Source organism: Pseudomonas sp. GW821-FHT07G06 (assembly GCF_058986625.1).
The window spans coordinates 20,767-44,805 of sequence record NZ_JBYSVW010000028.1 but is presented as its reverse complement, the minus strand read 5'-3'; the positions used below and the strand labels follow the sequence as shown (position 1 = coordinate 44,805).

22 protein-coding genes are annotated in these 24,039 nt (G+C 61.5%); 13 read left to right on the top strand and 9 right to left on the bottom strand.

Going from position 1 to position 24,039, the window contains the following annotated elements:
- Window positions 1-106: 106 nt before the first annotated feature.
- The 4 genes from sigJ to AC3WJW_RS28925 form a co-directional block, all read right to left on the bottom strand.
- A complete protein-coding gene (sigJ, locus tag AC3WJW_RS28940; protein WP_493728390.1) occupies window positions 107-1,000 on the bottom strand; it encodes an RNA polymerase sigma factor SigJ in 894 nt (297 codons plus the stop codon).
- Window positions 1,001-1,003: 3 nt separating this feature from the next.
- Complete coding sequence (locus tag AC3WJW_RS28935) at window positions 1,004-1,438, bottom strand: carboxymuconolactone decarboxylase family protein (RefSeq protein WP_429393500.1); 435 nt, start codon at window positions 1,436-1,438, stop codon at window positions 1,004-1,006.
- Window positions 1,439-1,587: 149 nt separating this feature from the next.
- Window positions 1,588-2,871: a Zn-dependent hydrolase gene (locus tag AC3WJW_RS28930; RefSeq protein WP_493728389.1), complete on the bottom strand. Its 1,284-nt coding sequence runs from the start codon at window positions 2,869-2,871 to the stop codon at window positions 1,588-1,590.
- 141 nt (window positions 2,872-3,012) lie between these two features.
- Window positions 3,013-4,497 carry an NCS1 family nucleobase:cation symporter-1 gene (locus tag AC3WJW_RS28925; RefSeq protein WP_126046082.1) on the bottom strand — a complete coding sequence of 495 codons (1,485 nt, stop codon included), beginning with the start codon at window positions 4,495-4,497 and terminating at the stop codon, window positions 3,013-3,015.
- Window positions 4,498-5,039: 542 nt separating this feature from the next.
- Here AC3WJW_RS28925 and hydA point away from each other — a divergent pair.
- The 3 genes from hydA (at window position 5,040) to preA (ending at window position 9,326) form a co-directional block, all read left to right on the top strand.
- Window positions 5,040-6,479 carry a dihydropyrimidinase gene (gene hydA / locus AC3WJW_RS28920; protein WP_493728388.1) on the top strand — a complete coding sequence of 480 codons (1,440 nt, stop codon included), beginning with the start codon at window positions 5,040-5,042 and terminating at the stop codon, window positions 6,477-6,479.
- A gap of 204 nt (window positions 6,480-6,683) precedes the next feature.
- Complete coding sequence (locus AC3WJW_RS28915; RefSeq protein WP_493728387.1) at window positions 6,684-8,051, top strand: NAD(P)-dependent oxidoreductase; 1,368 nt, start codon at window positions 6,684-6,686, stop codon at window positions 8,049-8,051.
- Window positions 8,052-9,326: an NAD-dependent dihydropyrimidine dehydrogenase subunit PreA gene (gene preA, locus AC3WJW_RS28910; RefSeq protein ID WP_116582825.1), complete on the top strand. Its 1,275-nt coding sequence runs from the start codon at window positions 8,052-8,054 to the stop codon at window positions 9,324-9,326.
- A 143-nt stretch (window positions 9,327-9,469) separates the two neighbouring features.
- Here the strand turns inward: preA and AC3WJW_RS28905 are convergent, their stop codons facing one another.
- Window positions 9,470-10,090 carry a TetR/AcrR family transcriptional regulator gene (locus AC3WJW_RS28905; protein ID WP_102702465.1) on the bottom strand — a complete coding sequence of 207 codons (621 nt, stop codon included), beginning with the start codon at window positions 10,088-10,090 and terminating at the stop codon, window positions 9,470-9,472.
- A 135-nt stretch (window positions 10,091-10,225) separates the two neighbouring features.
- Between AC3WJW_RS28905 and copC the strand changes: the two genes are divergently transcribed.
- The 6 genes from copC (at window position 10,226) to AC3WJW_RS28875 (ending at window position 15,996) form a co-directional block, all read left to right on the top strand.
- A complete protein-coding gene (copC, locus tag AC3WJW_RS28900) occupies window positions 10,226-10,591 on the top strand; it encodes a copper homeostasis periplasmic binding protein CopC (RefSeq protein WP_493728386.1) in 366 nt (121 codons plus the stop codon).
- Window positions 10,592-10,594: 3 nt separating this feature from the next.
- Window positions 10,595-11,452, top strand: a complete 858-nt coding sequence (gene copD / locus AC3WJW_RS28895) for a copper homeostasis membrane protein CopD (RefSeq protein ID WP_493728385.1) — start codon at window positions 10,595-10,597, stop codon at window positions 11,450-11,452.
- Between the two features lie 242 nt (window positions 11,453-11,694).
- A complete protein-coding gene (locus tag AC3WJW_RS28890) occupies window positions 11,695-12,990 on the top strand; it encodes an OprD family porin (protein WP_493728384.1) in 1,296 nt (431 codons plus the stop codon).
- A 260-nt stretch (window positions 12,991-13,250) separates the two neighbouring features.
- Entirely contained in the window at window positions 13,251-14,075 is an 825-nt protein-coding gene (locus AC3WJW_RS28885; protein ID WP_493728383.1) for an NAD-dependent epimerase/dehydratase family protein, read from the top strand.
- Window positions 14,076-14,127: 52 nt separating this feature from the next.
- Window positions 14,128-15,015 carry an SMP-30/gluconolactonase/LRE family protein gene (locus AC3WJW_RS28880; protein WP_493728382.1) on the top strand — a complete coding sequence of 296 codons (888 nt, stop codon included), beginning with the start codon at window positions 14,128-14,130 and terminating at the stop codon, window positions 15,013-15,015.
- Window positions 15,016-15,132: 117 nt separating this feature from the next.
- The gene (locus AC3WJW_RS28875; protein ID WP_493728381.1) at window positions 15,133-15,996 is read left to right on the top strand and encodes an aldose 1-epimerase; all 864 of its coding nucleotides are present in this window, start codon (window positions 15,133-15,135) and stop codon (window positions 15,994-15,996) included.
- A 3-nt stretch (window positions 15,997-15,999) separates the two neighbouring features.
- Here the strand turns inward: AC3WJW_RS28875 and AC3WJW_RS28870 are convergent, their stop codons facing one another.
- The 3 genes from AC3WJW_RS28870 to AC3WJW_RS28860 form a co-directional block, all read right to left on the bottom strand.
- Window positions 16,000-16,800, bottom strand: a complete 801-nt coding sequence (locus tag AC3WJW_RS28870) for a sulfite exporter TauE/SafE family protein (RefSeq protein ID WP_493728380.1) — start codon at window positions 16,798-16,800, stop codon at window positions 16,000-16,002.
- Window positions 16,801-16,809: 9 nt separating this feature from the next.
- Window positions 16,810-18,054 (bottom strand): NAD(P)/FAD-dependent oxidoreductase, encoded by a 1,245-nt coding sequence (locus AC3WJW_RS28865; RefSeq protein WP_493728379.1) that lies wholly within the window; start codon window positions 18,052-18,054, stop codon window positions 16,810-16,812.
- A 165-nt stretch (window positions 18,055-18,219) separates the two neighbouring features.
- Window positions 18,220-18,561: an ArsR/SmtB family transcription factor gene (locus AC3WJW_RS28860; protein WP_007976596.1), complete on the bottom strand. Its 342-nt coding sequence runs from the start codon at window positions 18,559-18,561 to the stop codon at window positions 18,220-18,222.
- Window positions 18,562-18,657: 96 nt separating this feature from the next.
- Between AC3WJW_RS28860 and AC3WJW_RS28855 the strand changes: the two genes are divergently transcribed.
- Window positions 18,658-19,521, top strand: coding sequence for an MBL fold metallo-hydrolase (locus tag AC3WJW_RS28855; protein ID WP_493728378.1), 864 nt, complete (start codon window positions 18,658-18,660; stop codon window positions 19,519-19,521).
- A 266-nt stretch (window positions 19,522-19,787) separates the two neighbouring features.
- On the opposite strand, the gene bkdR is transcribed toward AC3WJW_RS28855, so the two are convergent.
- Entirely contained in the window at window positions 19,788-20,276 is a 489-nt protein-coding gene (gene bkdR / locus AC3WJW_RS28850; protein WP_007976593.1) for a Bkd operon transcriptional regulator BkdR, read from the bottom strand.
- Between the two features lie 185 nt (window positions 20,277-20,461).
- Between bkdR and AC3WJW_RS28845 the strand changes: the two genes are divergently transcribed.
- Genes AC3WJW_RS28845 through AC3WJW_RS28835 form a run of 3 tightly spaced genes read left to right on the top strand, consistent with a single transcriptional unit; the run spans window position 20,462 to window position 24,029 of the window.
- Complete coding sequence (locus AC3WJW_RS28845) at window positions 20,462-21,697, top strand: 3-methyl-2-oxobutanoate dehydrogenase (2-methylpropanoyl-transferring) subunit alpha (RefSeq protein WP_007976592.1); 1,236 nt, start codon at window positions 20,462-20,464, stop codon at window positions 21,695-21,697.
- Window position 21,698: 1 nt separating this feature from the next.
- Window positions 21,699-22,757, top strand: a complete 1,059-nt coding sequence (locus AC3WJW_RS28840; RefSeq protein ID WP_015095444.1) for an alpha-ketoacid dehydrogenase subunit beta — start codon at window positions 21,699-21,701, stop codon at window positions 22,755-22,757.
- Complete coding sequence (locus tag AC3WJW_RS28835) at window positions 22,758-24,029, top strand: dihydrolipoamide acetyltransferase family protein (RefSeq protein WP_102701818.1); 1,272 nt, start codon at window positions 22,758-22,760, stop codon at window positions 24,027-24,029.
- Window positions 24,030-24,039 lie beyond the last annotated feature (10 nt).

The window sequence follows — 24,039 nt, the reverse complement described above, 5'->3', positions numbered from 1 at the left end:
CCCCCCCCCCCCCCCCCCCCCCCCCCCCCCCCCCCCCCCCCCCCCCCCCCCCCCCCCCCCCCCCCGCTCCCACAGGGATCTTCATCATTTTCAGGTGGTCGCTTGACTAGTACAGACTCAGCGACGCCTCCAGCCGCGCCAACTTCTCCGGGTTTCGCATGATGAAGATCCGGCTCACTCGCCCCGCGTCATCAAAGCCAAAGGTCATCGAGGCGGTGATGACGCCGTCGGCCTTGATGATCACACCTTGGGCACCATTGATCTCGATGGGCAGCCATTGGCACGCCTGCCAATAGGTGTGCAGCGACTGACCGATGAAATCCAGTACACGAGCGATCCCCGACAGGGTTTCGCGGATGGCCGGCGCCTTGCCGCCGCTGTCGGCGCAGAGTTCAACGTCCTCGGTCAACATGGCGCTCAGGGCAACGGTCGAGCCGCTGGCGATAGCGCTGTGAAACGCGCTCAGCAATTGGTTTTGACGCATGGGTGGCGGCTGGTAACGAGCATGTCCGTTGCCAAGACTCGCCTTGGCCCGGGACACCAGTTTGCGGCAAGCGGCTTCCTGTACGCCGACCGCATCGGCGACCTGCGGGTAATCCATGTCGAAGATTTCGTGAAGCAGGTATGCGGCACGCTCCTTGGGTGACAGGCGCTCGAGCAGCAACATGAAAGCGGTGGACAATGACGAGGCCAGTTCGAGCCGGTGCTCGGGTGAGTCCTGATGGGTGGTGTGAATCGGCTCCGGCAGCCAGGTGCCGACGTAGTCGACCCGGGATGTGTGGGCCGAGCGCAGCACATCGATGCAGTGCCGGGTGCAAGCCGTGGTCAGCCAGGCGGCCGGTGTGGCGATGGAGGCGCGGTCTGCCTCCAGCCACTTGATGAACATTTCCTGCACCGCATCCTCGGCTTCGGCGCGCGAGCCGAGGATGCGGTAGGCCAGACCGAGCAAAAAGGGCCGGCGCTGCTCGAACACAGTGGCGGCGTTTTCAGCGGAGCTCATCAATCAGTGCCTCGACACCTGTAAGCGGTTCCACAGGTTGATCATGCCGATCTCGGCCGTCAAGGCGCCGATCTGCTCGTCGCTGAAATGCGCTCTGAGCGCACCGCGCAAGCTGGCGTAATCGGTTTTTTCATCCAGTACCGTCAAGGCTTCGGTCCACGCCAGCGCGGCGCGCTCCGAAGGGCTGAAATCACTGACATGGCGCCAGACGATCAGGCGATCCAGACGCTCGTTGGTTTCGTTGGCCTCACGGGCCTCGCGGGTGTGCATCTTCACGCAGAAACCGCATTGGTTGATCTGCGAGGCGCGCAGGTGGATCAAATGCTTGAGGGTGGGATTGAGATCATGATTGTCGAGGGCGACATGAACCTGGGTCAGGCTTTCGAAAACCTGCGGGATCGATTGCAGCAGATTGACCGGCTGGGTGTTGGACGACATCGTATTGCTCCACTGATTGAGGGATTCAACAGGATGACGATTGAGCATTTCGCTTTGTGACATGAAAGCAAAGATCGCAGCCTGCGGCAGCTCCTACATGAGAACGCATTCCCCTGTAGGAGCTGCCGCAGGCTGCGATCCTTTGATCTTCAAGCCGCTAATTCACCGCTGGCCACCGCCGCCGAAGCCGCCAGCATCGCCCGCAACAACACCGCACACCCGGCCGCCAGATCTTCCGGCGCAGCGTTTTCGATTTCATTGTGGCTGATACCACCTTCGCACGGCACAAAGATCATCCCGGCCGGACCGAGCTCTGCGAGGAAGATCGCGTCGTGCCCTGCCCCACTGACAATGTCCATGTGCGACAGGCCCAGGCCTTGGGCGGCACCGCGCACAGCCTCGACGCAGCCCTTGTCGAAGTACAGCGGCGGGAAGTCCGCGGTCGGGGTGAGTTCGAAGGTCAGCCCATGTTCGTCGCAGGTGGTTTCGATGACTTCGCGCACTTCAGCAATCATCGAATCCAGGCGTTCCGGTTCCAGGTGGCGGAAGTCCAGGGTCATGCGCACTTCGCCGGGAATGACGTTGCGCGAGCCGGGATAGGCTTGCAGGCAACCGACGGTGCCACAGGCATGGGGTTGATGGCTGAGGGCGGCGCGGTTGAGCGCACCGACGATCACCGCGGCACCGACCAGGGCGTCCTTGCGCAGGTGCATCGGGGTCGGGCCGGCGTGGGCTTCGACGCCACGCAGTTTCAGGTCGAACCATTTCTGCCCGAGAGCGCCCATGACCACGCCAATGGTCTTGCGTTCGTCTTCCAGGATCGGGCCTTGCTCGATGTGGGCTTCGAAATAGGCCCCGACTTTGTGACCGCTGACTTTACGCGGGCCGGCGTAGCCAATGGCATTCAGCGCCTCACCCACGGTCACGCCATCGGCATCGACCTTGGCCAGGGTTTCTTCGAGGGTGAATTTTTCCGCGAACACACCGGAACCCATCATGCACGGGGCAAAGCGCGAGCCTTCTTCGTTGGTCCAGACCACCACCTCCAGCGGCGCTTCGGTTTCGATGTTCAGGTCATTGAGGGTGCGCAGCACCTCGACGCCCGCCAATACACCGAAGCAGCCATCGAACTTGCCGCCGGTGGGTTGGGTGTCGATGTGGCTGCCGGTCATCACCGGTGGCAGGTCGGGATTGCGCCCGGGGCGACGGGCGAAGATGTTGCCGACGGCGTCGATGCTGACGGTGCAGCCGGCATCGATACACCATTTGACGAAGATGTCCCGAGCCTGGCGATCGAGATCGGTCAGGGCCAGGCGACACACGCCCCCCTTGACCGTGGCGCCGAGTTTGGCCAGTTCCATGAGCGACTGCCACAGGCGGTCGCGGTTGATGTGTTGATGGCTGGACTGCAGAACGTCGACGGCCGCGTTCATGATGATCTCCTCTGGCTGTTCTTGTGTGTTTCTTCAGGCAATTCGTTGGTGTTAGGACCGCCGCTTTCGCGAGCAGGCTCGCTCCCACAGGGGAATGCATTCCAAATGTGGGAGCGAGCCTGCTCGCGAAGAGGCCAGCCGCTACACCGCCGATTTCGCGACAGATGGGCTGGGCCACATCACACTCAACCCGTAATAAATCACCCCTCCCAAAATCGAGCCGGTGAACCACCCGTAGCTGTAGAACCAGCTGAAGGCATCGCTGCCAAGCGACAGCAGCGTCAACACCACCGGCACGCCGAAGGCCATGAAACCGCTCCAGTTCCACGCCGGATACACGTCATCGCGGTACAGGCCGGCAAGGTCCAGTTGCTGTTTCTTGATCAGGAAATAGTCCACCACCATGATCCCGGCGATCGGCCCGAGCAGGCTGGAATAGCCGAGCAACCAGTTGGAGTAGACCGTTTCCAGGCTGAGGTCGGAAACGATCAGGCCAAGCTTTTTCAACAACTCATGGGCCATCAACGCCAAGCCGACGAAGCCGGTCAGCAGCACGGCATTGGTGCGGTTGATCACCTTGGGGGCGATGTTCTGGAAGTCATTGGTCGGCGACACGATATTGGCTGCGGTATTGGTCGACAGCGTGGCGATGATGATCAGCGCCATGGCCAGCGCCACCCACACCGGGCTCTGGATATGGCCGATCAGGGTCACAGGATCGGAAACCGTCACGCCCACCAGCTTCACCGAGGCCGCGGTCATCACCACACCCAGGGAAGCAAACAGGAACATGGTCAGCGGCAGGCCGATGATCTGCCCGACAATCTGATCCTTCTGGCTTTTTGCGTAGCGGCTGAAGTCCGGAATGTTCAGTGACAGCGTGGCCCAGAAGCCGACCATCGCGGTCAGCCCGGCGGCGAAGTAACTGGCCACCCCGGCGCCTTCGGGACGCTTGGCCGGAATCGCCAGCAACTCGGTCATCGACACGTTCGGCATGGCCCAGACCAGCAGCCCTACACCCACCAGTACCAACAGCGGTGCAGACAGGGTTTCCAGCCATTTGATCGACTCGGCGCCACGAATCACCACCCACAGGTTCAGCGCCCAGAACACCATGAAGCCGATGACCTCGCCGGTGCCGCCCAGGGATTTCCAGCCCTCGAACACCGAGCCGAGGAACAGGTGAATCGCCAACCCGCCGAACATGGTCTGGATGCCGAACCAGCCGCACGCCACCAGGGCGCGGATCAGGCACGGAATATTGGAACCGAGTACACCGAAGGACGAGCGCAGCAACACCGGAAAGGGAATGCCGTACTTGGTGCCGGGAAAGGCGTTCAGGGTCAGGGGAATCAGCACGATGATGTTGGCAAACAGAATCGCCAGCAGCGCTTCACCGACGGTCAGGCCGAAGTACGCGGTCAGCACGCCACCGAGGGTGTAAGTCGGCACGCAGATCGCCATGCCCACCCACAGCGCGGTGATGTGCCATTTGTTCCAGGTGCGTTCGCGCACCTTGGTCGGTGCAATGTCGTGGTTGTAACGGGGACTGTCGAGTACATCGCTGCCGGCTTCCAGCTCAAACAAGCCGTCGCGCTCGGTCACTTGCGATCTGATCTGTTGCATGGCCGCTCCACTGTTCTTTGAATTATTTTTTTGCTCATCGGGGGCTGGCGGCATCAATAAACGTGCCGGGTGCCCCGATTACGCATCGGGCAGTTCCATAAACACATTGCAACCAACTGATGTTTATCGGTTTTATTCGCTGACTCGACTAATTGTCAGGCCACTCAGGCCGAATGCCAGGCAAGTTGTCCGGACAGTCAGGACTCAAACTGGTGCGTTGATCTTTTTTCAATGGCTGCGCATCAACCATAGACCATACTCAAACAGCTGATTTCACATAAGAAATCTTGACTATTTTTCGATCCTGTCAAGTGCGTCAAAATGGTGAGGTCGCTCACCATTTTGGTGATTTTTGTATTTAATCGTTAAATATCAATCAGTTAATAACTGCATAAGCTTATAAAAAATATTCTTGCCGATTCGAATAACTGCAGCTAGCGTTTAATCCTGACAGCACTGACAGGAATACACCTGTTGACGCTGGCGTCATATAAAACATCTAGAACCGGCACAAGCCGGTCATTGCCTGCGAGGAACTCGGAATGTCTCTGTTGATCCGTGGCGCCACCGTTGTTACCCATGATGAAAGTTATCGCGCCGATGTGTATTGCGCAGACGGCGTGATCAAGGCCATCGGCGAAAACCTCGATATCCCCGCAGGCGCCGAAGTGCTGGACGGCAGCGGCCAATACCTGATGCCCGGCGGCATCGACCCGCACACCCACATGCAACTGCCCTTCATGGGCACGGTGGCCAGCGAAGACTTCTACAGTGGCACGGCGGCGGGACTGGCCGGCGGCACCACCTCGATCATCGACTTCGTGATTCCCAACCCGCAGCAATCCCTGCTCGAAGCCTTCCATCAGTGGCGCGGCTGGGCCGAGAAGTCGGCGTCGGACTACGGTTTTCACGTCGCCATTACCTGGTGGAGCGACCAGGTCCGCGAGGAAATGGCCGAACTGGTCAGCCAGCACGGCGTCAACAGCTTCAAGCACTTCATGGCCTACAAGAACGCAATCATGGCCGCCGATGACACCCTGGTGGCGAGCTTCGAACGCTGCCTGGAACTGGGCGCGGTGCCGACCGTGCATGCGGAAAACGGCGAACTGGTCTATCACCTGCAACGCAAGCTGATGGCCCAGGGCATCACCGGGCCGGAAGCGCATCCACTGTCGCGACCGTCACAGGTTGAAGGCGAGGCCGCGAGCCGGGCGATCCGTATCGCCGAAACCCTGGGTACGCCGCTGTATCTGGTGCACGTCTCGACCAAGGAGGCCCTCGACGAAATCACCTACGCCCGCGGCAAGGGCCAGCCGGTGTACGGCGAAGTGCTGGCCGGGCACCTGCTCCTGGACGACAGTGTCTACCGCCACCCGGACTGGCAAACCGCCGCCGGTTACGTGATGAGCCCGCCGTTCCGCCCTCGCGGCCATCAAGAGGCGCTCTGGCATGGCCTGCAATCGGGCAACCTGCACACCACCGCCACCGACCACTGCTGCTTCTGCGCCGAGCAAAAAGCCGCAGGCCGCGACGACTTCAGCAAGATCCCCAACGGCACCGCCGGCATCGAAGACCGCATGGCGGTGTTGTGGGATGAAGGGGTGAACAGCGGACGTTTTTCGATGCAGCAATTCGTCGCGCTGACGTCCACCAACACCGCGAAGATCTTCAACCTCTACCCACGCAAAGGCGCGATTCGTGTGGGGGCCGATGCCGACCTGGTGCTGTGGGACCCGCAAGGCACACGGACCATTTCCGCCAAGACCCACCATCAGCAGGTGGACTTCAACATCTTCGAAGGCAAGACCGTACGCGGCGTGCCCAGCCACACCATCAGCCAGGGCCGTGTGGTCTGGGCCGACGGCGACCTGCGGGCCGAGCGTGGCGCCGGGCGCTACATCGAACGGCCGGCGTACCCGGCGGTGTTTGACTTGCTGAGCAAGCGGGCTGAGCTGCACAAGCCGACGGCAGTGAAACGCTGAAATCGAGGCCTTCGGCCTTCGCGAGCAGGCTCGCTCCCACATTTGAAATGCGATCCCCGTAGGAGCTGCCGCAGGCTGCGATCTTTTGATCTTGATCTAAAAAACAAAGTCAAAAGATCGCAGCCTGCGACAGCTCCTACAGGGATCGAGTTGAATCAATGCCCATTCAGAGGCAGCACCTCAAATAACCGTGAGGCCAACACCGTGATCAAGACCCTGGACCACCTCCCGCACCCCGTCGAGAATGCGGCCGCCCTCGCCGGCCATTTCACCGATCTGGCGCCGCCGCTCAACGAGCGCCAGGCTCAGCTCGAAGCTTCGCGCTGCCTGTATTGCTACGACGCGCCCTGCGTGAATGCCTGTCCGAGCGAAATCGACATTCCCTCGTTCATCCGCAATATCCAGCAGGACAACGTGCAAGGCGCCGCGCAGAAGATCCTCTCGGCCAACATCCTCGGCGGCAGTTGCGCCCGGGTGTGCCCGACGGAAATCCTTTGCCAGCAAGCGTGCGTGCGCAACAACGCCCACGAATGCGCGCCGGTCATGATCGGCCTGTTGCAGCGCTACGCCGTGGACAACGCCCATTTCAGCACGCACCCGTTCCCGCGTGCTGCCGCCACCGGCAAACGCATCGCCGTGGTGGGCGCCGGTCCGGCCGGGTTGTCCTGCGCCCACCGCAGCGCCATGCACGGGCATGACGTGGTGATCTTCGAGGCGCGGGAAAAGGCTGGCGGCCTCAACGAGTACGGGATCGCCAAATACAAACTGGTGGACGACTACGCGCAACGGGAGCTTGAGTTCCTGCTGGAAATCGGCGGAATCGAAATCCGCCAAGGGCAAAAACTCGGGGACAACCTGACCCTCAGCGAACTGCATCAACAGTTCGATGCGGTGTTCCTCGGCCTCGGGCTCAACGCCAGCAAACAACTGGGCCTGGCCCACGAAGACGCGCCCGGCCTGCTCGCCGCCACCGACTACATCCGCGAACTGCGCCAGGCCGATGACCTGAGCCAATTGCCCCTGGCCGACCATTGCATCGTCCTCGGCGCGGGCAACACCGCCATCGACATGGCCGTGCAAATGGCCCGTCTCGGCGCCCGTGACGTGAACCTGGTGTACCGGCGCGGCGCCGAAGACATGGGCGCCACCCATCACGAACAGGAGATTGCCAAGGCCAACCAGGTGCGGCTGATGACCTGGGCGCAACCTGAAGAAGTGCTGCTCGACGACCATGGCCGCGTGCGCGGCATGCGTTTCGCCCGCACCCACCTGGTCGAAGGTCGCCTGCAAACCACCGGTGAAACCTTCGAGCTGGCTGCCGATGCGATCTTCAAGGCCATCGGCCAGGCCTTTGACAGCGACGCCCTCGCCGATCCGCTGGCACGCGAACTCAAGCGCCAGGGCGAGCGCATCGCCGTCGATGAACAGCTGCGCACCAGCATCCCCGGCGTGTATGCCGGCGGCGACTGCACCAGCCTCGATCAAGACCTCACCGTGCAAGCCGTGCAGCATGGCAAGCGCGCCGCCGAGGCGATCAACACTCAACTGATGCTCAACGTGGAGGCTGCGTAAATGGCCGATCTGTCGATTGTCTTCGCCGGCATCAAGGCACCGAATCCATTCTGGCTGGCCTCCGCGCCACCCACCGACAAAGCCTATAACGTGGTCCGCGCCTTCGAGGCCGGCTGGGGCGGCGTGGTCTGGAAAACCCTGGGGGAAGATCCGGCGGCGGTAAACGTGTCTTCGCGCTACTCGGCGCACTTCGGGGCGAACAGGGAGGTGCTGGGCTTTAACAACATCGAGCTGATCACCGACCGCTCGCTGGAGATCAACCTGCGGGAAATCACCCAGGTCAAAAAGGACTGGCCGGACCGCGCACTGATCGTGTCCTTGATGGTGCCCTGCGTCGAAGAGTCCTGGAAACACATCCTGCCGCTGGTGGAAGCCACGGGTGCCGACGGCATCGAACTGAACTTCGGTTGCCCCCACGGCATGCCGGAACGCGGCATGGGCGCCGCGGTCGGCCAGGTGCCGGAATACGTGGAACAGGTCACCCGCTGGTGCAAGACCTATTGCTCGCTGCCGGTGATCGTCAAGCTCACGCCGAACATCACCGACATCCGCGTCGCCGCCCGCGCGGCCCACCGTGGGGGTGCCGATGCGGTGTCGCTGATCAACACCATCAACTCGATCACCAGCGTCAACCTCGAACGCATGGTGGCCAATCCCATGGTCGGCAGCCAGAGCACCCATGGCGGATACTGTGGCTCGGCCGTCAAGCCGATTGCCTTGAACATGGTCGCCGAAATCGCCCGCGACCCGCAGACCCAAGGCCTGCCGATCAGCGGCATCGGCGGCATAGGCAACTGGCGCGACGCCGCGGAATTCATCGCGTTGGGCAGCGGCGCGGTACAGGTGTGCACGGCGGCGATGCTGCATGGCTTCCGGATTGTCGAAGACATGAAGGACGGTTTGTCACGCTGGATGGACAGTCAGGGCTACGCCAGCATCGCGGAATTTTCCGGGCGCGCGGTGGGCAATACCACGGACTGGAAGTACCTGGACATCAACTACCAGGTGATCGCGAAAATCGACCAGGAGGCGTGCATCGGCTGTGGTCGTTGCCACATTGCCTGTGAGGACACCTCGCACCAGGCCGTGGCCAGCCTCAAGCAAGCGGATGGCACGCACAAGTACCAGGTGATCGATGAGGAGTGCGTGGGCTGCAACCTGTGCCAGATCACCTGCCCGGTGCAGGACTGTATCGAGATGGTGCCGGTGGAGACTGGCAAGCCGTTCCTGGACTGGAATCATGATCCGAGGAATCCGTATCACGTCAGCCCTTAGCATTAGCTGCGACTGAACCGTCGCCTTCGCGAGCAGGCTCGCTCCCACAGTGGATTTGTGTCGTACATCAAACCTGAGTACACCAATGATACCTGTGGGAGCGAGCCTGCTCGCGAAGAGGCCAGCAGCCACACCACCCAACCTCAAGGCTCCAACCCGATCCCCCGCAAAATCACACTGGTCACCGTCTGCACTGCCTTTTCAAACTGCATGTCCGACAGCGGCTGGTGGTCGTTGAGAATGTTCACCTGGTGATCGAAGTCGGCATAGTGCTGGGTCGAGGCCCAGATCATGTACAGCAGGCTCGACGGCTCCACCGGCAGGATGCGTTTGTCGTCCACCCACTGGCGGATTTTCGCTTCCTTCATCTTGGCCCAGTCGTACAGGCTCGCATCCAGCGCTGCGCCGAGGGTTGGCGCGCCGTGGATGATTTCGTTGGCCCAGACTTTCGAACCATGAGGCCGGCTGCGGGAATGGTTCATCTTGGCGCGGATGTAGCTGCTGAGCACCACGCGCGGGTCGTCGAACATCTCGAAGCACAGCGCGTCCTGCTTCCAGACTTCCAGCAAATCGAACAGCACCGCGCTGTACAGTTCGGTCTTGGTGCTGAAGTAGTAATGCAGGTTGGAACGCGGCAGTTGCACTTCAGCGGCGATGTCGGCCATGGCCGTGCTGCCGAAGCCCTTTTCAGCGAAGACCTTTTCCGCCCCGAGCAGGATTTTTTCGACGTTACTGCGACGAATCTCGATCTTGTGATTGCCCATGCGGGTCCCCGACAACAGCGTTGAGCAAGACTAGCATCCGCTCTGGACTGCGGCGACAGGGTAAAACGAATCTTCGTACAGCCGCTGTCGGAAAGCTAAACTCTGCGCACTTGGAAACTGCCTGAGGTACCCACGATGCTGCTGAAGAAAACCCTGACCGTCGCTGCCCTGCTCGGCTCGCTGCTCGCCGCTTCTTCGGTGTTGGCCCACGCCCACCTGAAAAGCCAGACACCGGCCGCTGACAGCACCGTGGCCGCGCCAATGCAATTGCGCCTGGAGTTCTCCGAGGGTATCGAGGCCAGTTTCACCAAAGTCACCCTGACCCGGGATGGCGCACCGGTGGCGGTGAAAGCATTGACCACCGAGGGCAACGACAAGAAAACCCTGGTCGTCACCCCTGTCGCGCCGCTGACCGCCGGTACCTACAAGGTCGAATGGCACGCGGTATCGGTCGATACCCACAAAAGCGAAGGTGCCTACGCCTTCAAGGTTGGCCAGTAACTCATGGCGAGTGCGCTGGTGCTGTGTCGCTTCCTGCATTTCATCGTGGTGCTGATGCTGTTCGGGGCCTGGCTGTTCAGGCCCTTGCTATCAAGTGACGAAAGCGCACTGGATCAGCGCCTGGCACGCACCTGCCGTTGGCTGGCCGTGGCGGCGCTGGCCAGCGGGGTCTGCTGGTTGTTGTTGATTACCGCGAGCATGGCCGGGGCCTGGGACGCGGCCTTCGATCCGTCGACCCTGGGCCTGGTGCTGGGCAATACCTTTTTCGGCCAGGTCTGGCGCTGGCATTTGCTGATTAACCTCGCGCTGGTGGCGTTGCTGCTGACACCCTTGCGCGCAAGCCTCGCACTGCGCCTGATCCTCAGCGGCCTGCTGCTGGCCACCCTGGCCCCGGTCGGCCACGGCGCCATGCTCGATGGCAGCGCAGGCCAGTTGCTGATCCTCAATCAACTCATTCACTTGTTCTGCGTGGGTGCCTGGCTCGGTGGCCTGTTGTTGCTGGTGATGATTCTGCGACAGCCTGCGGGGCATTCGATCCGCGTGATGTTGCAGCGTTTCAGCGGTGTCGGATACGGCCTGGTCGCCGGGCTGCTGATCACCGGGCTGATCAATGTAAGGGTGCTCACCGGGGCGTTCTGGCCGACGCCGTTGTTCAGCGGGTTTGCGCTGATCCTGTTGATCAAGGCAACGTTGGTGGCGACGATGCTGAGCCTGGCATTGTTCAATCGCTTGCGGATCAATGATTGCGAGCAGCGTCTGCAAGCATTGCGCACCAGCGTGATGCTGGAGTGGATGCTGGGGCTTGGTGCAGTCGCGGCGGTCTCGCTACTGGGTACCCTGCCCCCCATGATTTCCAGCTGACAATCCATTCCCTGTGGGAGCGAGCCTGCTCGCGAAGGCATTCTCACATTCAACACTGATGTGAGTGATAGTCCGCCTTCGCGAGCAGGCTCGCTCCCACAGGGCTATCCATTTCAACTCACCTCGCCACAAGTCATCGTATAACTTCCGATTGACAACCCACAAAAATCCCGCAAATATCGCCCTAATGTTGTACGACGACGTATGACAACAATAAAAACAAGAAACAAGGGAGCGTCACAGTGAGCAAGCTCGTCCGCAATTCGTCCGCCCGTTCTTCGCTAGTAAACCATTCTCGTCGTCATACCCTGAGCCTGATCGGCTGCAGCGGGCTGGCCCTCGTCTTGCCCCTCACCTGCCAGGCCGAAGGTTTCACCGACGACGCCAAGGCCACGCTGAACCTGCGCAACGCCTACTTCAACCGCAACTTCACCAACCCGGCCTACCCCCAGGGCAAGGCTGAAGAGTGGACGCAAAACTTCATTCTCGATGCCAGGTCCGGATTCACCCAGGGCACCGTGGGTTTCGGTGTCGATGTATTGGGCCTGTACTCGCAGAAGCTCGATGGCGGCAAGGGCACTGGCGGCACGCAACTGTTGCCGATCCACGACGACGGCCGCCCCGCTGACAATTTCGGCCGCCTGGGCGTGGCGCTCAAAGGCAAGATTTCGAAAACCGAATTGAAGGTCGGCGAATGGATGCCGGTGCTGCCGATCCTGCGTTCCGACGATGGCCGCTCACTGCCGCAGACCTTCCAGGGCGCCCAGGTGACGTCCGCCGAAATCAGCGGCCTGACGCTGTATGGCGGTCAATTCCAGCAAAACAGCCCGCGCAATGACGCGAGCATGGAAGACATGTTCATGAACGGTAAAACGGCGTTCACCTCCGACCGTTTCAACTTCGGCGGCGGTGAATACGCGTTCAATGAAAAGCGCACGCAGGTCGGCGTCTGGTACTCGGAACTCAGCGACATTTACCAGCAGCAATACTTCAACCTGACCCACAGCCAGCCCGTCGGCGACTGGACCCTGGGCGCCAACCTGGGCTACTTCATCGGCAAGGAAGACGGCAGCGCCAAGGCCGGTGACCTCGACAACAAGACCGCGTTTGCCCTGCTCTCGGCCAAATATGGCGGCAACACCTTCTATGTCGGCCTGCAAAAACTCACCGGCGACGATGTGTGGATGCGGGTCAACGGCACCAGCGGCGGTACCCTGGCCAACGACAGCTACAACTCCAGCTATGACAACGCCCGGGAGAAATCCTGGCAGGTGCGCCACGACTACAACTTTGTCGCCCTCGGCATTCCCGGCCTGACCCTGATGAACCGCTACATCAGTGGTGACAACGTGCACACCGGCGCCATCACCGACGGCAAGGAATGGGGTCGCGAATCCGAACTGGCCTACACGGTGCAGAGCGGTGCGCTGAAAAACCTCAACGTGAAATGGCGTAACGCGAGTATCCGCAAGAGTTTCAGCACCAACGAATTCGATGAAAACCGCATTTTCATCAGCTACCCGATTTCGTTGTTGTAAATCGTAGGCATCAACACCAGCCCCTGTAGGAGCGAGCTTGCTCGCGATGGTCGTCAACGATAACGCTGGAAACCTGATACCCCGTGGCGTTCTCAGGTTCATCGCGAGCAAGCTCGCTCCTACAGAAGAGGACAAGACAGGACGACCCTCCGTCAATTTCCACCAATGCCGCGTTGACAAGAGCCGGAAAGCCTAACGATACTTCACCCAAGTCATACGACAACCTACAACAAACCAACAACAGCGCACCCAGGATTCCCATGACCACCACAGCAACCGCCCGCCCTCCTTTCAACCGCCTGCTGCTGACCGGCGCCGCCGGTGGCCTCGGCAAAGTCCTGCGCGAAAGCCTGCGCCCTTACGCCAATGTCATTCGCCTGTCGGACATCGCCGACATCGCGCCAGCCATCGATGATCGCGAAGAAGTGATGCCGTGCGACCTCGCCGACAAGCAAGCGGTGCATCAACTGGTCGAAGGCGTGGACGCGATCCTGCACTTCGGCGGGGTATCGACCGAGCACTCGTTCGAAGATATCCTCGGCGCCAACATCTGCGGCGTGTTCCACATCTACGAAGCCGCGCGCCGCCACGGGGTGAAGCGGGTGATCTTCGCCAGTTCCAACCATGTGATCGGCTTCTACCGGCAGGACGAAGTCATTGACGCCCGCTCCCCTCGCCGCCCGGACAGCTACTACGGCCTGTCCAAGTCCTACGGCGAGGACATGGCCACGTTCTACTTCGACCGCTATGGCATCGAGACCGTCAGCGTGCGCATCGGCTCCTCGTTCCCCGAGCCGCACAACCGGCGGATGATGAGCACCTGGCTGAGTTTCGGCGACCTCACGCAACTGCTCGAACGTGCCTTGTACACCCCGAACGTCGGCCACACCGTGGTCTACGGCGTGTCCGACAACAAGGACGTCTGGTGGGACAACCGCCATGCCACGGCCCTGGGTTTTGTCGCGCAGGACAGCTCCGAACAGTTCCGCGAAAAAATCGAAGCCCAGCCGATGCCTGCCGCCGATGACCCGGCGCGGTTGTACCAGGGCGGCGCCTTTTGCGTAGCCGGCCCGTTCGGTGACTGAACCTTCGCGCCCCGCTTGATCCCCACAACAAAAGCCAAGGGAATGAGTTGCCATGCAAGCTGAATTGATTGTCGACGCCCGCAACGCAGTCGGTGAAAGCCCGGTCTGGGTGCCTGAAGAAAGCGCTCTGTACTGGGTCGATATTCCCGCCGGCGATTTACAGCGCTGGAGTGCCGACACCGGGCAGGTGGATACCTGGAAAACCCCGGAGATGCTCGCTTGCATCGCGCGTCATGCCGACGGCGGCTGGGTCGCCGGCATGGAAAGCGGGTTCTTCCGCCTGCATCCGCGCAACGACGGCAGCCTCGACAGTGAACCCTTGGCCCACGTCGACCATGCCCGCGCCGACATGCGCCTGAACGACGGCCGCTGCGATCGTCAGGGACGCTTCTGGGCCGGCAGCATGGTGCTGAACATGAGCGCCAACGCCGCCGACGGCAGGTTGTACCGCTACAGCGCCGGGCAACGCGGGCCGCTCGAGTCCCGGCTGAGCGGGTTCATCGTGCCCAACGGCCTGGGCTTCAGCCCGGACGGGCGCACGATGTACCTGTCCGACTCCCATCCGCAGGTCCAGCAGATCTGGGCCTTCGACTACGACATCGACAGCGGCACGCCGTCCAATCGCCGGTTGTTCGTCGACATGAATCAGTTCTGCGGCCGACCGGATGGCGCGGCGGTGGATGCGGAAGGTTGTTACTGGATCTGCGGCAACGATGCCGGCCTGATTCACCGTTTCACCCCCGAAGGACGCCTCGACCGCTCCCTCGCCGTTCCGGTGAAAAAACCCAGCATGTGCGCCTTCGGCGGCAGTCGGCTGGACACCCTCTTCGTGACCTCGATTCGCCCCGGCGATGACCATGACGTTCAATCACTGGCCGGTGGCGTGTTTGCCCTTGATCCCGGGGTGAAGGGATTGCCTGAGCCTTTGTTCAAGTCCTGACGGATCGCAGCCTCGCGGCACTCGACGACTCGTACTTTGACGGCATCCCCCCGTAGGAGCTGTCGAGTGCAACGAGGCTGCGATCTTTCCCACCCTTCCAACGCAGAACGAAAAACAATGAATCTGCTCGAACTCGAAGACGACCTCACCCGCCTCACCCTCGCCCCAGACATTGGCGCCAGCATCGTCAACTGGACCGTGCGCAGCAGCGGCCAGCCCTTGTTGCGTCACGCCGATGAGCACGCCCTGAACACCGGCCTGCCCGGCAAGCTCGGCTGCTTTCCCTTGATCCCCTGGTCCAACCGCATCGCCGAAGGCGGCTTCGACTGCCCCGATGGCTGGCTCGCATTGGCGCCCAATAGCCTCACCGATCCCCTGCCGATTCACGGCAGCGCCTGGCAGCAATCGTGGGAAGTGGTTTCCCGGTCGGAAAATGAAGTGGTCCTGCAACTCGACAGCACCACCCCCTTCGCCTACTGCGCCCGCCAACGCTTTCATCTGAGCGAAGGCAAACTGAGCATCGAATTGAGCGTTACTCATCTGGCCGAACACGCGGCCTGGCATGGACTGGGACTGCATCCGTATCTGCCGCGCACCGCCAACACCCGACTGCAGGCCGCGGCCCGCGAAGTATGGTTGTGCAATGAGAAAAAACTGCCGACGCAACTCAGCGCATTGCCGGTCGAGTGGGATTTTCAGCAGCTCAAGCCATTGCCCGAATCGCTCGTGGACAATGGCTTCTGCGAATGGAACGGCCACTGCCTGATCCGCCAGCCCGACCTCGGATACGAACTGGACTGCCAGGCCACCGGCAGTGATTACTACCTGCTCTACTGCCCGGTGGGCCTGGGTTTTTTCTGCATTGAACCGGTGAGTCACCCGGTCAACGCGCACCACCTGCCCGGTCGGCCGGGGTTGCGTTTGCTGGAACAGGGTCAGTCCGCAAAACTGGGTTTCAACCTGCAATACCGAGCACTCTGAAACTCAGGCACGGATCAACATATAGACGGCGACGAGCAGGCAGACACTGGCGAACCCGATCTGCAACGCCCGCGCCGGCACCCGGGCGCAGAGCTTGCGGCCGATGATCATGCCGATGATGCTCGCGCCAATGAAGGTGGCGCCCACGCTGTCGATGCGCACGCCGGCATGGAACGCGCCGATCACCCCGATGGCCGAAATCAGGCTGATCACCATCAGCGAGGTGGCAATGATTCCGCGCATCTGCACATCAGTCAGTTGCTTGAACGCCGGGACGATCAGGAAGCCGCCGCCCACCCCCAGCAATCCCGAGACCACCCCCGTGACCGCTCCGAGCGCGGCGAGGGTCGCGGTGCATTTGGCGGTCCAGGAAAAGCGCCCGGTCTGTTGGTCGAGCATGCAGTTTTTCTGGCCCCAGTTCGCGTGCCCGTGGTCGCTCGGGCCTTCGTCCTTGCGTTCACGGCGCAACATCCGCCAGGCCACCATGACCATCAGCAGGCTGAACAGGATCATCAGGATTTTTTCCGGCAACTGATGGGCGAAGTAGATGCCCACCGGTGAAAACACCGCACCGAGCGCAGCGATCAGCAACGCCGCGCGGTACCGCACCAGGCCATGGCGCAATCCATCGATGGCGCCGACCGCCGCCGCACTGCCCACCGCAAACAACGCTACCGGAGCGGCCTGGGTCATGCTCCAGCCCAATCCCAGTACCAGGGCCGGCACCGCGAGAATCCCGCCGCCCGCTCCAGTCAACCCCAATACCAACCCCATCACCACGCCAAACAGACTTGCCAGCAACATAGGGAGTTCTCAGTCGACCCTGGACAGACGCGTCAGCCACTCGCGACCCTTGAGCATACCGTTCCAATAGAACCACGGTAGCAGCGTTGCCTTGAGCCACCACGCCGAGCGGCGCGGCGTCGTCGGGTCAAGGGGAAAGGTCGGCAGCAATTTGCCCGCATAACCGAACTCGGCCAGAATCACCTTGCCCTTCTCCACCGTCAGCGGGCAGGAGCCATAACCGTCGTACTTCAGGGGCAGTGGTTGTTGCTTGCGCAAGGCCAGCAGGTTTTCGGCCACGACCACTATCTGCTTGCGCACCGCCGCGGCGGTTTTTGCATTGCTGGTGCCGCAGATATCACCCAGCGCGAAGACGCCTGGATAACGCGGATGCTGCAGGCTGTGGGGATCGACCTCGCACCAGCCGGCGGCGTCGGCCAGCGGACTCCGGGCGACGAAATCCGGGGCCACCTGAGGCGGTACGACATGCAGCAGGTCAAAGGTTTTTGCCTGTCGGGAGACATTGCCCTCGGCGTCCTTGACCTCGAACCACGCGGTTTTCGCCGGGCCGTCGACCTTGACCAGGTTCGAATTGAATGCCAGCCGGGCGTTGTACTTCTCGATGTACTTCATCAGCGGCGGGACAAAGGTCGCCACGCCGAACAACGCCGCGCCCGCGAGATTGAACTCGACGTCAATGTTGTTCAGCACACCGGCCCTGTTCCAGTGATCACAGGACAGGTACAGCGCTTTTTGAGGCGCTCCGGCACATTTGATCGGCATGGCCGGCTGGGTGAACAGCACCTTGCCGCCACGCAGTTTCTGCACCTGGTCCCAGGTGTAGGTCGCGTGCCGGTAGCTGTAGTTGGAGGTCACGCCGTGCTGGCCGAGGGTCTCCTCCAGGCCTTCGATTTTTTCCCAGGCCAGGCGCAGGCCGGGGCAAACCACCAGGTTCCGATAGCTGACCGTGCGTTCGTCACTGAGGATGAGCCGGCAATGGTCAGGGTCGATGCCGGTCACGGCAGCCTGCACCCAATTGACCCCGCGCGGCATCACCGACGCCATCGGCCGCACGGTGTTTTCCACGTTGTAGGCACCACCGCCGACCAGCGTCCAGGCCGGTTGATAGTAGTGCCGGGAGTCGGGCTCGATCAGGGTGATGTTCAGCTGCGGGCTACGCTTGAGCAGGCTGGCGACAAGGCCTATGCCCGCCGTGCCGCCGCCGATCACCACGATATCTGCACTGATGGATGGGCCCCAGTGTTGATCGTTCATTGCTTGTTCCTTTTGCTGCACGCAAGTTTTCTATCAGCCGCGACACAAAACTACTGTGGGAGCGGGCTTGCCCGCGATGGCGTCAGGTCAGTCGCCATCAATGTTGGATGTGCCGGACCCATCGCGGGCGAGCCCGCTCCCACAGGTACGGTGTGTTGAACAAGATCAAGGTTGAACCCAGCTTTTAAGCACCGCCCCGCAATACAGCCCGGAGAGGGTTTTCATCACCTGGATCACTTCGTGACTGGCGAGACCGTAAAAAATGTACTTGCCTTCACGACGGGTCGCGACCAGTCCTTCATCGCGCAGGATCCCCAGTTGCTGGGACAGGGTCGGTTGGCGCACGCCGGTCATTTTTTCCAGCTCGCCGACGTTGCGCTCGCCCTGGGTCAGCTGGCACAGGATCAACAGGCGATCCTCATTGGCCAGGGCCTTGAGCAACGCGCAAGCCTTGGAGGCCGAGGCGCGCAGTTGGGCGACTTCACATTCGGTCAGACTGGATTGCATTTGCAGGATGCCTTCAACGTCACTTAAGCTGCGAACATTATGTTTTTACATAAAGTGTTGCAACTGACTTTTCCACCCCTGCACAGGTTCGTGTCCATGCCCGCACTGATTGAAGCTTTCCTCGACCCCGCCTCCTCGACCTACAGCTACGTGGTCTACGAGGCTGATGGCGGGCAGTGTGCGATTGTCGACCCCGTGCTCGACTACGACGGTGCGGCCGGGCGTACCGCGACCACCCAGGCTGACAAAATCATCGCCTTCGTCCGCGCCCACACACTGCAAGTGCAATGGCTGCTGGAAACCCACGCCCACGCCGATCACCTGTCCGCCGCGCCCTATCTGCGCCAACAGCTGGGTGGAAAAATCGCCATCGGCGAGTCGATCAGCAAGGTCCAGGACGTGTTCAAGGCGCTGTTCAATCTGGAGCCATCATTTCGCGTCGACGGTTCGCAGTTTGATCACCTTTTCGCCCCCGACGAATCGTTCATGATCGGCAACCTCAGGGCGACCGCACTGCACGTGCCCGGCCATACGCCGGCGGACATGGCCTACCTGATCGACGCAGAACAAATCCTCGTTGGCGACACCCTGTTCATGCCCGACGTCGGCACCGCCCGCTGCGATTTCCCCGGCGGCAATGCTCACCAGTTGTTTGCCTCAATTCGAAAATTGCTGGCCTTCCCTGCCAGCGTGAAGCTCTACGTCTGTCACGACTACCCGCCGGCCGACCGGTCGGCCCACTGCCAGACCACGGTCGGCGAACAACGCAAAAGCAACATTCATGTGCATGACGGGATCGATGAGGCCGCATTCGTCGAGATGCGTACACGGCGTGACGCGGGGCTGGGCATGCCGACGCTGTTGCTGCCGGCGATCCAGGTAAACGTGCGGGCAGGGAACTTGCCGCCGGCCGAGGGCAATGGCGTGACCTACCTGAAAATCCCCGTCAATCAGCTCTAACCCCTCTGCGATCTTTTGATTCTGGCGAAAGGTGGATCCCTGAAGATCAAAAGATCGCAGCCTTCGGCAGCTCCTACACAGCGCCATCCTTGCTTTCAGTTGCCCAAAGTCAGGCCATTGGCCGCACCTGAAAATCCCCATCAATCAGCTATGACCCTGTAGGAGCTGCCGCAGGCTGCGATCTTTTGATTCTGGCGAAAGGTGGATCTCTGAAGATCAAAAGATCGCAGCCTTCGGCAGCTCCTACACAGCGCGATCCTTGATTTTCAGTTACCCAACGTCAGGCCATTGGCCGGCAGCGGCAGCGCGGTTTTGTACCTCACCTGCTTGAGCGCAAAGCTCGATCGAATGTTCGCCACCCCCGGCACCTTGGTCAGGAAATCCATCATGAAACGCTCCAGCGACTGGATGGTCGGCACCAGCACCCGGATCAGGTAGTCCGGGTCGCCGGCCATCAGGTAGCACTCCATCACCTCGGGGCGGTCGGAAATCGCCTCTTCGAAATGCTGCAACGCCTCCTCCACCTGTTTCTCCAGGCTGACGTGAATGAACACGTTCACATGCAACCCCAGCAGGTCGGCATCGAGCAGCGTCACTTGCTCGCGGATCACCCCCAGTTCTTCCATGGCCTTGACCCGGTTGAAACACGGCGTCGGTGAGAGGTTTACCGAGCGTGCGAGGTCGGCGTTGGTGATGCGCGCATTCTCCTGAAGGCTGTTGAGAATGCCGATATCGGTACGGTCCAGTTTGCGCATGAGACAAAACCACCTGTTTTTTATGCTTATGCAGGTTTTTTATCTGCAAATGATCTTTAACGCAACGAAACAGAGAGAAATATTCTTCTTGGGCGGGCCTATGATTGTTGTAGGACAAGATTTCTTCTACCGAACGAAATCTGTCAGCTCACTACAAGAAATTCACAAGATCGAGCGTAGAAGCCATGACCCAAGCGTATGAACCGCTGCGCCTGCACGTCCCCGAACCCTCGGGCCGTCCCGGCTGTAAAACCGACTTCTCCTACCTGCATCTGACCGATGCCGGCACGGTGCGCAAACCCCCAATCGACGTTGAACCGGCTGACACGGCTGACCTGGCCCGTGGCCTGATCCGCGTGCTCGACGACCAGGGCAATGCCCTTGGGCCGTGGGCCGAAAACGTGCCGGTGGAGATCCTGCGCAAGGGCATGCGCGCCATGCTCAAGACCCGCATCTACGACAACCGCATGGTGGTCGCCCAGCGTCAGAAAAAGATGTCGTTCTACATGCAGAGCCTCGGCGAAGAAGCCATCGGCAGCGCCCAGGCCCTGGCCTTGAACATCGACGACATGTGCTTCCCGACCTACCGCCAGCAAAGCATCCTGATGGCCCGCGACGTACCGCTGGTCGACCTGATCTGCCAGCTGCTGTCCAACGAGCGCGATCCGCTCAAGGGCCGGCAATTGCCGATCATGTACTCGGTCAAGGAGTCCGGTTTCTTCACCATCTCCGGCAACCTCGCCACCCAGTTCATCCAAGGCGTGGGCTGGGGCATGGCCTCGGCGATCAAGGGCGACACCAAAATCGCTTCGGCCTGGATCGGCGACGGCGCCACCGCCGAGTCGGACTTCCACACCGCCCTGACCTTCGCCCACGTGTACCGCGCGCCGGTGATTCTCAACGTGGTCAACAACCAGTGGGCGATCTCCACCTTCCAGGCAATCGCCGGTGGTGAAGCCACCACCTTCGCCGGTCGCGGCGTCGGTTGCGGCATTGCCTCCCTGCGGGTCGACGGCAACGATTTCTACGCTGTGTACGCCGCTTCCGCCTGGGCCGCCGAACGTGCGCGCCGCGGCCTCGGCCCAACAATGATCGAATGGGTCACCTACCGCGCCGGCCCGCACTCGACTTCCGATGATCCGTCGAAATACCGTCCTGCCGATGACTGGAGCCACTTCCCGCTCGGCGATCCGATTGCGCGCCTCAAGCAGCACCTGATCAAGGTCGGCCAGTGGTCCGAAGAGGAACACGCCGCGGTCAGCGCCGAGCTCGAAGCCCAAGTGATCGCCGCACAGAAGGAAGCCGAACAGTACGGCACCCTCGCCGGCGGCCAGATTCCAAGCGCTGCGACCATGTTCGAAGACGTCTACAAAGAGATGCCGGAGCACTTGAAGCGCCAGCGTCAAGAGTTGGGGATCTGACATGAACGATCACAACAACAATATCGAGCTGGAAACCGCCATGACCACGACCACCATGACCATGATCCAGGCCCTGCGCTCGGCCATGGATGTGATGCTTGAACGTGACGACAACGTCGTGGTGTTCGGCCAGGACGTTGGCTACTTCGGCGGCGTGTTCCGCTGCACCGAAGGCCTGCAGAACAAGTACGGCACCTCCCGGGTGTTCGACGCGCCGATTTCCGAAAGCGGCATCGTCGGTGTCGCCGTGGGCATGGGCGCCTACGGTCTGCGCCCGGTGGCCGAGATCCAGTTCGCCGACTACGTCTACCCGGCCTCCGACCAGATCATTTCCGAAGCCGCCCGCCTGCGTTATCGCTCGGCAGGCGAGTTCACCGCACCGATGACCCTGCGCATGCCATGCGGCGGTGGTATCTACGGCGGCCAGACCCACAGCCAGAGCATCGAGGCGATGTTCACCCAGGTCTGCGGTTTGCGCACGGTGATGCCGTCCAACCCGTACGACGCCAAGGGCCTGTTGATCGCCTCCATCGAAAACGATGACCCGGTGATCTTCCTCGAGCCGAAACGCCTGTACAACGGCCCGTTCGACGGCCACCACGACCGCCCGGTAACCCCGTGGTCGAAACACCCTGCCGCGCAAGTGCCGGACGGTTACTACACCGTGCCGCTGGACGTCGCTGCGATCACCCGTCCGGGCAAGGACGTCACCGTGCTGACCTACGGCACCACAGTGTACGTATCGCAAGTCGCTGCTGAAGAAAGCGGCGTCGACGCCGAAGTCATCGACCTGCGCAGCCTGTGGCCGCTGGACTTGGAAACCATCGTCAAATCGGTGAAAAAGACCGGCCGTTGCGTAGTGGTGCACGAAGCGACCCGTACCTGTGGTTTCGGTGCCGAACTGGTGTCGCTGGTGCAAGAGCATTGCTTCCACCACCTGGAAGCGCCGATCGAACGCGTCACCGGTTGGGACACCCCTTACCCGCACGCGCAAGAGTGGGCGTATTTCCCAGGGCCGTCCCGAGTGGGCGCGGCGTTGAAACGGGTCATGGAGGTCTGAATGGGCACGCACGTCATTAAAATGCCGGACATTGGTGAAGGCATTGCAGAAGTTGAATTGTCGGTCTGGCATGTCAAGGTCGGCGACATGGTCGTCGAAGATCAGGTGCTGGCCGATGTCATGACCGACAAGGCGATGGTCGATATCCCGTCGCCGGTGCATGGCAAGGTGATTGCCCTCGGTGGCCAGCCGGGCGAAGTCATGGCGGTTGGCAGTGTGCTGATCAGCATTGAAGTCGAAGGCGCGGGCAACGTTAAGGAGTCGGCGCAACCGGCTCCTGTGAAAGAAGCGCCAGTCGCAGCACCGAAAGTCGAAGCCGTGGTTGAAAGCAAACCGGTCGCTGCCCCAGCGCCGAAAGCTGCTGTATGCCAGGGCCCGATGGTGGCTCGTGCGGCCGATGAACGTCCGCTGGCCTCCCCGGCCGTGCGCAAGCATGCGCTGGACCTCGGCATTCAATTGCGCCTGGTGCGTGGCAGCGGCCCGGCCGGCCGCGTGCTGCATGAAGACCTCGACGCCTACCTGGCTCAGGGTCAGTCGAATGCATCGACGGTCAGCAGCGCTTACACCCAGCGCACCGACGAACAGCAGATCCCGGTGATCGGCATGCGCCGCAAGATCGCCCAGCGCATGCAGGACGCCACCCAGCGCGCCGCCCACTTCAGCTACGTCGAGGAAATCGACGTCACCGCCGTGGAAGAGCTGCGCGCGCACCTCAACGAAAAACACGGTGCGACTCGCGGCAAGCTGACCTTGCTGCCGTTCCTGGTCCGCGCCATGGTCGTCGCCCTGCGCGACTTCCCGCAGATCAACGCCCGTTATGACGATGAGGCACAGGTCATCACCCGCCTCGGCGCCGTGCATGTCGGTATTGCCACGCAAGCCGATATTGGCCTGATGGTGCCGGTGGTACGTCACGCCGAAGCCCGCAGCCTGTGGGACAGCGCAGCGGAAATCTCGCGCTTGGCCACCGCCGCGCGCAACGGCAAGGCCAGCCGCGACGAGCTGTCCGGCTCGAGCATCACCCTGACCAGCCTCGGCGCCCTGGGTGGCATCGTCAGCACGCCGGTGCTGAACCTGCCGGAAGTGGCGATTGTCGGCGTGAACAAGATCGTCGAACGGCCGATGGTGATCAAAGGCCAGATCGTGGTCCGCAAGATGATGAACCTCTCCAGCTCCTTCGATCACCGCGTGGTCGACGGCATGGACGCGGCGCTCTTCATCCAGGCCATTCGTGGCCTGCTCGAACAACCCGCCACGCTCTTTGTCGATTAAGCATTTGTGG

Coding starts and splice junctions, on each gene's coding strand:
- copD (WP_493728385.1), top strand. CDS start 10,595: ATGGCGAGTGCGCTGGTGCTGTGTCGCTTCCTGCATTTCATCGTGGTG.
- AC3WJW_RS28845 (WP_007976592.1), top strand. CDS start 20,462: ATGACCCAAGCGTATGAACCGCTGCGCCTGCACGTCCCCGAACCCTCG.
- hydA (WP_493728388.1), top strand. CDS start 5,040: ATGTCTCTGTTGATCCGTGGCGCCACCGTTGTTACCCATGATGAAAGT.
- AC3WJW_RS28835 (WP_102701818.1), top strand. CDS start 22,758: ATGGGCACGCACGTCATTAAAATGCCGGACATTGGTGAAGGCATTGCA.
- bkdR (WP_007976593.1), bottom strand. CDS start 20,276: ATGCGCAAACTGGACCGTACCGATATCGGCATTCTCAACAGCCTTCAG.
- AC3WJW_RS28905 (WP_102702465.1), bottom strand. CDS start 10,090: ATGGGCAATCACAAGATCGAGATTCGTCGCAGTAACGTCGAAAAAATC.
- copC (WP_493728386.1), top strand. CDS start 10,226: ATGCTGCTGAAGAAAACCCTGACCGTCGCTGCCCTGCTCGGCTCGCTG.
- AC3WJW_RS28885 (WP_493728383.1), top strand. CDS start 13,251: ATGACCACCACAGCAACCGCCCGCCCTCCTTTCAACCGCCTGCTGCTG.
- AC3WJW_RS28855 (WP_493728378.1), top strand. CDS start 18,658: ATGCCCGCACTGATTGAAGCTTTCCTCGACCCCGCCTCCTCGACCTAC.
- preA (WP_116582825.1), top strand. CDS start 8,052: ATGGCCGATCTGTCGATTGTCTTCGCCGGCATCAAGGCACCGAATCCA.
- AC3WJW_RS28875 (WP_493728381.1), top strand. CDS start 15,133: ATGAATCTGCTCGAACTCGAAGACGACCTCACCCGCCTCACCCTCGCC.
- AC3WJW_RS28840 (WP_015095444.1), top strand. CDS start 21,699: ATGAACGATCACAACAACAATATCGAGCTGGAAACCGCCATGACCACG.
- AC3WJW_RS28860 (WP_007976596.1), bottom strand. CDS start 18,561: ATGCAATCCAGTCTGACCGAATGTGAAGTCGCCCAACTGCGCGCCTCG.
- AC3WJW_RS28865 (WP_493728379.1), bottom strand. CDS start 18,054: ATGAACGATCAACACTGGGGCCCATCCATCAGTGCAGATATCGTGGTG.
- AC3WJW_RS28930 (WP_493728389.1), bottom strand. CDS start 2,871: ATGAACGCGGCCGTCGACGTTCTGCAGTCCAGCCATCAACACATCAAC.
- AC3WJW_RS28925 (WP_126046082.1), bottom strand. CDS start 4,497: ATGCAACAGATCAGATCGCAAGTGACCGAGCGCGACGGCTTGTTTGAG.
- AC3WJW_RS28880 (WP_493728382.1), top strand. CDS start 14,128: ATGCAAGCTGAATTGATTGTCGACGCCCGCAACGCAGTCGGTGAAAGC.
- AC3WJW_RS28870 (WP_493728380.1), bottom strand. CDS start 16,800: ATGTTGCTGGCAAGTCTGTTTGGCGTGGTGATGGGGTTGGTATTGGGG.
- sigJ (WP_493728390.1), bottom strand. CDS start 1,000: ATGAGCTCCGCTGAAAACGCCGCCACTGTGTTCGAGCAGCGCCGGCCC.
- AC3WJW_RS28935 (WP_429393500.1), bottom strand. CDS start 1,438: ATGTCGTCCAACACCCAGCCGGTCAATCTGCTGCAATCGATCCCGCAG.